General features: G+C 67.0%; 6 protein-coding genes. 2 read left to right on the plus strand and 4 right to left on the minus strand.

Annotated features, from left to right (window positions below; genetic code table 11):
• Positions 1–312 precede the first annotated feature (312 nt).
• The 4 genes from V6B97_RS11050 to V6B97_RS11065 all read right to left on the minus strand — a co-directional run bounded on the left by V6B97_RS11050 (position 313) and on the right by V6B97_RS11065 (position 4,623).
• Positions 313–552 carry a hypothetical protein gene (locus V6B97_RS11050; RefSeq protein WP_333506559.1) on the minus strand — a complete coding sequence of 80 codons (240 nt, stop codon included), beginning with the start codon at positions 550–552 and terminating at the stop codon, positions 313–315.
• A gap of 471 nt (positions 553–1,023) precedes the next feature.
• Positions 1,024–3,633, minus strand: coding sequence for a Lon protease family protein (locus tag V6B97_RS11055; protein ID WP_333506560.1), 2,610 nt, complete (start codon positions 3,631–3,633; stop codon positions 1,024–1,026).
• Positions 3,634–3,649: 16 nt separating this feature from the next.
• Positions 3,650–4,078 carry an Hsp20/alpha crystallin family protein gene (locus V6B97_RS11060; RefSeq protein ID WP_333506562.1) on the minus strand — a complete coding sequence of 143 codons (429 nt, stop codon included), beginning with the start codon at positions 4,076–4,078 and terminating at the stop codon, positions 3,650–3,652.
• A 260-nt stretch (positions 4,079–4,338) separates the two neighbouring features.
• On the minus strand, positions 4,339–4,623 hold the full coding sequence (locus V6B97_RS11065; protein ID WP_333506563.1) for a peptidylprolyl isomerase: 285 nt from the start codon (positions 4,621–4,623) through the stop codon (positions 4,339–4,341).
• A gap of 152 nt (positions 4,624–4,775) precedes the next feature.
• Here V6B97_RS11065 and V6B97_RS11070 point away from each other — a divergent pair, with 152 nt between their 5' ends.
• Together V6B97_RS11070 and V6B97_RS11075 are read left to right on the plus strand one after the other, a co-directional pair.
• Positions 4,776–6,473 carry a 30S ribosomal protein S1 gene (locus V6B97_RS11070; protein ID WP_333506564.1) on the plus strand — a complete coding sequence of 566 codons (1,698 nt, stop codon included), beginning with the start codon at positions 4,776–4,778 and terminating at the stop codon, positions 6,471–6,473.
• Between the two features lie 238 nt (positions 6,474–6,711).
• Positions 6,712–8,157 carry a DegQ family serine endoprotease gene (locus V6B97_RS11075; protein ID WP_333506565.1) on the plus strand — a complete coding sequence of 482 codons (1,446 nt, stop codon included), beginning with the start codon at positions 6,712–6,714 and terminating at the stop codon, positions 8,155–8,157.
• Positions 8,158–8,349 lie beyond the last annotated feature (192 nt).

The raw sequence follows: 8,349 nt of genomic DNA on the forward strand, positions 1-8,349 counted from the left end.
GTCACTTTCGGTGAATGGCCCTTCCGTGGCCGCAAACGTGACCGCGAACAGGACAGGGCAGGAAGAGTACCCGGCCTGCCGCCGCTCGCGCCGCCGTTCGCCGTTCACGGAACGGCGCAACACGTAGCGCCGCCGCACCTCGCGCACGCGCCGCCGCATGCCGTTCACCGGCCACGGGCGACCGCACGCCCCGGCCCGAGCGCCGCTGGCGTCCGCGCGCGGCAACGGAAAAGGGATGCCGCGTCAGGCGACATCCCCTGCAACACCCGTCCGGAACCACCGGAGGGCGACACTCACGGCCTGCGCCGGATTTCAGCGCTCGGCCAGCAGCGGCACCGTCTCGTGCAGTGCGTCCATCAGGGTGCGGACGGCGCGGCGGCGCATGCCCGGCACCTCGTCCCACCACTGCGCATCGCAACTGACGCAACAGTTGTCCCGCTCCACGTCCACGAACAGCAGCGACCCCACCCGCGCCTCTATTTCCGTTCGTTTGCCGTCGCGTGCCACAAGCACGACCTGCACCAGATCGTACGGATATTCTTCGCGGTCCATGCGTCCTCCTTTGGCCGTTACGGGAGAAGGGTCACCACCTCTTATCACATGGTTCCCCCCTTTCAAGATGCGGCGCGCGGAACGGACGGACATTGTGCATTTGCGGGACTAGCTGTTTCTTCGGCGCACTACGTGACACCTCATTGTCTTTTTTCCGTTGTGCACGCGCATGACGCGCAAAGACGGCGTCATTGTGAAATAAATAATTACTGACATGTGCAGTGGTTGAACAATCAGCCACCACTACGTTCCCGGCCATTGCATCGGTCACGGCCGTGGCAGCGTTCCTTTTTTCCGCGCGGTGCAATCCGGTCCCGCACGCAAAGGGCGGCCCCTTTCTGCAGGAGGGAGCCGCCCGGTATGGTCGTTGGCCGTCTCGTTCCGGCCGGTCGTTCCGGCTGGTCATTCCGGCCAGTCATTCCGGCATGGCGTGCGCCGGCCGTAACCGGGTCCCCACCCGGCAGGGCGGGGTTAGTCCGTCTTGTCCTCCGGCTCCTTGGAGGGCTTGGCGCGCCTGCCCTTGCCCTTTCCGTTGCCGTTGCCGTTCTCGTCCTTCTTCTCGCCGAAGTTGCGCAGCCCTTCGGCCAGTTCGCGCAGCCGGGCGTCCACCCTGGCGTACACGGTGCCCTCGGGGTAGGCCCCGTCCGGTCCGCGCACCCCGGCGGGCACGCCGGTAAGCAGTTCGATGCCCTCGTCCACGCTGCGCACGGCCCAGATGCGGAAGGTTCCCGCGCGGACGGAATCCAGCACTTCGGGCTTCAGCATCAGGTCGTTGACGTTGGCGGCGGGGATCAGCACGCCCTGTTCGCCGGTCAGCCCCTTGCGCTTGCACACCTCGTGGAAGCCCTCGATCTTCTCGTTCACGCCGCCGATGGGCTGCACCTCGCCCTTCTGGCTCACCGAGCCGGTGACGGCGATGCCCTGCCTGATGGGCACGCCCGACAGGCTGGAGAGCAGCGCGTACAGCTCGGTGGACGAGGCCGAGTCGCCGTCCACCCCGCCGTAGGACTGCTCGAAGGCGATGGAGGCCGCCAGCGTCAGCGGCTTGTCCTGGGCGAAGGCCCGGCGCAGGTAGCCGGAAAGGATGAGCATGCCCTTGTTGTGGATGGCCCCGGACAGGTCCGATTCGCGCTCGATGTTGATGATGCCCTCGCGCCCCATGGAGGTGGTGGCGGTGATGCGCGAAGGCTTGCCGAACATGTGGTCGCCCATGGCGTACACGGCCAGCCCGTTCACCTGCCCGACGACCGCGCCGTCGGTGTCGATGAACACGCTGCCCCGGTCGATCATCTCCTGCACCTTCTCCTCGATGAGTCCGGCGCGGTACAGGCGGCCTTCCACCGCCTGCGTCACGTGCGCGGCGGACACCATGTCCGCCCCGGCCTCGCGGGCGAGATAGTCGGCCTCTTCCATGATGTCGCGCAGCACCGGGAACGAGGTGGTCAGCTTTTCGCGCCGGCCGGTCATGCGCACGCCGTGCTCCAGCAGGGCGGCCACGGCCGTGGCGTCGAACTGGCGCAGGCTGCGCGCCGCCACAAAGGTCTTCATCAGCTTGGCCACGTCGGTGACGCACACGTCGTCCAGCGGCATGGACGAATCGAAGTCCGCCCACACCTTGAAGATCTTCTGCACGTCCGGGTCGTAGTGCCGCAGCATGTGGTACAACTGGGGCGTGGCCATGACCACCACCTTGACCTCCATCTTGATGGACTCGGGCTTTATGCCCGTGGCCGTGATGAAGTAGTAGGGGTCGAAGGTCTGGATCTCCATTTCCGAGGTCTTCAGGGCGCGCTTCAGGGTCTGCCACACCCCCGGCTCCATGATGGCGTCCATCAGGTTCAGCACCAGGTAGCCGCCGTTGGCCTTGACGAACGACCCGGCGTTGATCTTGGTGAAGTCGGTGCGCCACAGGCCGGAACGGTCCATGACCCGCTCGATGGAGCCGAACACGTTGCGGTAGTTGGGGAACGATTCCACGATCACCGGTGGGCCTTCCAGTTCCGCGTTGTCCACCAGCAGATTGACCTGGTAGGGATGCAGCACCGCTTCCGCCGGGGCGGGCACGAACATGCCCATGGGCCCCTGCACCTGCTGGCCCATCACCTTCAGGCCGTCCAGGTTTTCGGCCATGTCGGCCAGCACCGCCTCGATGTGCTTCTGCACCTTAGGGTCCTCGTACCCTTCCAGCAGCGGCCGGGCGAGGTCGCGCGCCGAACTCATGAACATGAGCCGGTCCACCTCCTCGGTCTTGCGCTTCACTTCCTTCTGCAGTTCACGCACGTCGAGGAAGATCGCGTCGATTTCTTCCTTCAGCGTCTTGTAGGTTTCCTGGAGCTTTTCCAGTTCCTCGCGCGGAAAGCGCCCCTTGGCGGCCATTTCCTCCAGCTTCAGCAGGTGCACCGGCTCGCCGTCCACGATGGGCACGATGTCCGGCCGCTGGATCTGGCCCATCTGCATGTTCACCAGCACGAAGCCGGAATCGCGCACCTTGGTTTCCAGGTTCTTGAAGAACTCGCGGGTCTTCCTGTCGTGCGCCTCGATGATCTCGTTCTTGCTGGCGATGTATTCCTGGCTTTCGAACAGCTGGGGGATGTCGCGCTTCACCGTATCCAGGAACGCCTGCACGTCGGCCTTGAAGGCGCGCCCCTTGCCCGCCGGAAAGCGCAGCAGGATGGGCTCCTCGGGCGTCTTGAAGTTGTTCACGAAGCACAGGTCGTCGGGCGTGGCCTCGCCGCGTGCGCCGTTGCCCAGCAGCCGCTTGACCATGGACAGCTTGCCGATGCCCACGGCCCCGGTGACGAAGATGTTGTAGCCCTTGCCCTGCATGCCCATGCCGAAACGGAAGGCGTCCACCCCCCGCCGCTGGCCGATGATGTCGGCCTGTTCATCCACTTCGCCGGTGTGGGCGAAGGGCAGCGTTGCGGGGTCGAGCGTCCAGCGCAGCTGTTCGGGCGCGAGCGGAGCGGGAAGCCCCCCGCCGCCCGACGTGGATGAGGGCGCGGATGCGGACGGGGATGCGGGCAGGGACGGGGACGCGGAAGAGGCAGCGGTGCGTTTGGTCGCCTTCTTGGTGGTGGTCATGGTGCCTCCTTGTTTCTCAACCGGCCCGGCCGGTCCTGACGGGAACGCGGCGCGCTTCGGGCCTGCGGCACTTGGGCATGGTGATGCGCAAGACGCCCTCGTCCAGTTCCGCCTCCACGTCCTCCGTGCGGATCTTGCACGGCAGCATGAAACGGCTTTCGTACCGGCTGCTGGATTCGCCGATGGCGCAGGCGGCGCTTTGGGCGCAGCGCACGATGAGCACGCTGCCGGTGATGACGATGTCGAGGTCTTCGGCGGTGACGCCCGGCAACTGCGCCTCGACCACCACCGCATCGGGGGTGTCGATCATGCGCAGCGCCGGTTCCATCAGCGGCTGGCAGACCGAGGGCAGGCCCAGTTCCGAGCACAACCGGTCGAACATCCGGTCGCTCTCGCTTCTCAGGCGCTGCAACTCCTCGCTTTTCCACAATTTGAAGTTGGCCATGCGGGTGACCTCCGGAAATGGGAGCACAAGGTGCGAACGGGGGCCGGGCGACGACCGGCAAAAAAAACGGACGGCCGGGGCGGTGCCTTGCGGGGCAGCCGCCCCGGCCGGGTTGCGGTTCTCTGCATAAACGTTTGCTGCGCGGCGCGCCCTGCCGGGGCGCGGCCGCCTACCTGACGGAATAAGGCGGCGGTCCGGCCGCGTCCAGTGGGCGGGAGCGGAAAGGCGTTTCCCTTGCGGGAGCCGCCCCGCAGCGGCCCCTAGCTGCCGCTGCGCGACGTGACTTCGATCAGATGATGGCCGAACTGGGTGCGCACCGGGCCGAGCACGGTGCCCACTTCGCCGGTGAACACGGCTTCGTCGAATTCGGGCACCATGGCGCCACGGGGGAATTCCCCCAGGTCGCCGCCACGGCGGCCCGACGGGCACTTGGAGTGGGCGCGCGCCACCTCGGCGAAGTCTTCACCCGCCTGGATGCGAGCCTTCAATTCGTTGCAGGCATCCTCGGTATCGACGAGAATGTGGCGTGCCTTGGCTTTGAGCATGAAACCTCCTTACGGAAATGGCGATTTCGCCCCATTATCGCACGCCGTGGACGGCGACGCAACCACGCCGTCGCACTTGCCCTTGACCTTCGGCGCTGATATTGCGGGTGAACGCCACGCGGCGCACGCCACTTTTCAAGGAGATCGGACTGATGACTGGTGAACGCACCGAAGCCACCGGGCTGGAAACCCCGGAGGCCGCCACCGAAACCGGACAGGCGGAAGCCACCGCCCCCGAAGCCACCGTTGCCCCTGCCCCGCAGGAGGCGGCCCCCGTCGAAATGAGCGAAGACGACGCATTCGACGAGAACGCCAGCTTCGCGGACCTGCTGGAGGCGCATTCCGGCACGGCGGAAACCGTGCGCACCGGCGAACGGGTGAAGGCCACCGTGGTGGCCATCGGCGAGGACACCGTCTTCGTCGCCACCGGGGCCAAGGTGGACGGTCTTGTGGACCGCAAGGAGCTGGAAGACGCCGAAGGCAACCTGCCCGTGGCCGTGGGCGACGTGCTGGAACTGTACGTGGTTTCGGCCAACGCCAACGAAATCAAGCTGTCGCGCGCCATGGGCGGCCAGGTGGGCCTGGCCCAGTTGGAGGACGCCCGCGAGGCGGGCATCCCCGTGGAAGGCCGGGTCACGGGCCCCTGCAAGGGCGGCTTCAACGTCGAGGTCATGAAGCGCCGCGCCTTCTGCCCGGCCAGCCAGATGGACCTGCGCCCCGGCGCCGAGCCGGAATCGTTCACCGGCCAGACCTTCCAGTTCCTGATCACCCGCCTGGAGCAGAACGGCCGCAACATCGTGGTGTCGCGCCGCATGCTGCTGGAACGCGAGCAGGCCGAATCGCTGAGCGCCCTCATGGAAAACGTGAAGGAAGGCGACGTGCTGGAAGGCACCGTGGCCCGCCTTGCCCCGTTCGGCGCCTTCGTGGAGATCGCGCCCGGCCTGGAAGGCATGGTGCACGTTTCCGAGCTGTCGTGGTCGCGCGTGCAGCAGGCCGACGAGGCCGTGAGCGTGGGCGACAAGGTGCGCGTGAAGGTGCTGTCCATCGCCGGGGCGGAAGAAGGCAAGGGCGGCAGGGATTCCCGCAAGGGCCCGCGCATCTCGCTGTCCATCCGCCAGGTGTCCGGCGACCCGTGGCAGGACGTGGCCGAACGGCTCGACCCCGACCAGATCCTCACCGGCAAGGTCACCCGCCTCGCCCCGTTCGGCGCCTTCATCGAGGTGCTGCCCGGCGTGGAGGGCCTGGTGCACCTTTCCGAAATGTCCTGGACCCGCCGCATCAACAAGCCTGAAGAGGCCGTGACCCCCGGCGAGACCGTGTCCGTGAAGGTCAAGGAACTGGACCCCGCCCGCAAGCGGCTGTCGCTGAGCCTGCGCGACGCCGAGGGCGACCCGTGGTCCACGGTGGAGGAACGCTTCCCCTCCGGGTCCACCGTCACCGGCACCGTGGAAAAGCGCGCGCCCTTCGGGCTGTTCGTGAACCTGGCCCCCGGCGTCACCGGGCTGCTGCCCAACGCCGTGGCCGCCACCTCGCCCCAGTCCAAGACCTACGCCGGGCTGAACCCCGGCGCGGAAGTCTCGCTGGTGGTGCGCGACCTGGACGTGAAGGCCCGCCGCATCTCGCTGGCCCCGGCCGACGCCACCGGCGAGGACGATGGCGAATGGCGCAAGTACGCCCAGCCCCAGAAGCGGGAGCATCACGAAGGACGACCGGGCGGCCGCGAAGGCGGACGTGACGGCGGGCGCGGTTCGCGCTCTTCCGCCCCGGCCACCGTGGTGTCGGGCGATTCCGGCGGCTTCGGCACCCTGGGCAGCGCCTTGCAGGCCGCCCTGGAAAAGCGCAAGAAGTAGCCGTACGGCAGATACCGACCGGACGGGGGGGGCGCATGCGCGTTCCCCCGTTTTTTTCGTGCCCGCGCCCGGCCATGCCTTGCGCCGCCCCTTGCGCCCCACGGACAAAAAATGGCGTTACGGTGTTTACATCGTACCGGTATGCCCTATTATCTCACCCAGTCGGCCCCGCGATCACGGGGGGTCGCCATCGCAGGCTCGTCGTCGCCTGCAAACTCCCCCTGCCAAGGAGCCCTACATGGCACGTTCACTTTCCCGCACCCTCGCCGCCGCGCTGGCGCTGTGCCTTGTGCTTGCAGCCGCCGCGCAGGCCGCGCCCATGCTGCCGGACTTCCGCGAGCTCGCGAAGCAGTCGGGCAATGCCGTGGTCAACATCAGTACCGAAAAAACCGTGCAGGCCTCGGAAAATCCGTTCAACGAACTGTTCCGCAACATGCCGCCCGGCACCCCCTTCGACAAGTTCTTCGACCAGTTCGAAAAATTCCACGGCCGCCAGCAGCGCCCGCAGAAGCAGCGTTCGCTGGGGTCCGGCTTCATCATCTCCACCGACGGCTACATCGTCACCAACAACCACGTGGTGGCCGAGGCGGACGTGATCCGCGTGAACCTGCAAGGCGCCAGCGGCAAGTCCAACTCGTACGTGGCCAACGTCATCGGCACCGACGAGGAGACCGACCTCGCCCTGCTGAAGATCAACGCGGGCAACTCGCTGCCGGTGCTGCCCTTCGGCGATTCCGACAAGTTGGAAGTGGGCGAATGGCTGCTGGCCATCGGCAACCCCTTCGGCCTCGACCACTCGGTGACCGCGGGCATCCTGAGCGCCAAGGGGCGCGACATCCGCTCCGGCCCGTTCGACAACTTCCTGCAGACCGACGCCTCCATCAACCCCGGTAACAGCGGCGGCCCGCTGCTGAACATGGACGGCCAGGTCATCGGCATCAACACCGCCATCATCGCGTCCGGCCAGGGCATCGGCTTCGCCATTCCCAGCAGCATGGCCGAGCGGGTCATCGCCCAACTGCGCGCCGAGGGCAAGGTGCGGCGCGGCTGGATCGGCGTGACCATCCAGGACGTGGACGAGGCCACGGCCCGCGCCCTGGGCCTTGGCGAACCGCGCGGCGCGCTGGTGGGCTCGGTCATGCCCGGCGAACCGGCCGACAAGGCGGGCCTGAAGCCCGGCGACATCGTGCTGAAGGTGGACGGCGACGACGTGGCGGATTCCAGCCAGTTGCTGCGCCGCATCGCCGCGCTGAAGCCCGGCGACACCACCAAGCTGATCCTGTGGCGCAGCGGCCAGACCAAGACCGTCAACCTGACCCTGGGCGAACGCACGGCGGAACACCTTACCGCCCAGCGCGGCGAACCCGGTCCGGAAAAGAGCGGCAAGGAACAGGCCGCGGCCAGCCTTGGCATGAGCGTGCGCCCGGTGAGCGCCGAAGACGCCCGCAACCTGAAGCTGGAAGAAGCGCGCGGCCTGCTGGTGGTCGCCGTCGAGGGCGGCAAGCCCGCGGCGGAAGCGGACATCCGCGCCGGGGACATCATCCTGCTGGCCAACCTGAAGCCGGTAAACACCGCCGCCGACCTCACCAAGATCATCGAGCAGGACGGCAAGAAGCGCGGCGCGGTGATGCTGCAACTGATGCGGCGCGGCCAGACCTTCTTCCGCACCGTGCCCCTGGAATAACGCGCCCGCGCGCAACGTGACCACAAGACCGGGGAGGAGGCGCGCACGCGCCCCCTCCCCTTCCGTTATGGCTTTAGCCAGTTGAGGGAGCGAAGCGACCGAAACAGAGAACCACCCGCTATGCGGGTGGAGTCAATCGGTTATACCAAAAAACACCTTTCCGGTTACGCTACAGGTGTTCAAGCCAGTCGC

The organism is Nitratidesulfovibrio sp. 1201_IL3209 (genome assembly GCF_036763125.1).
Classification (GTDB): Bacteria; Desulfobacterota; Desulfovibrionia; order Desulfovibrionales; family Desulfovibrionaceae; genus Cupidesulfovibrio.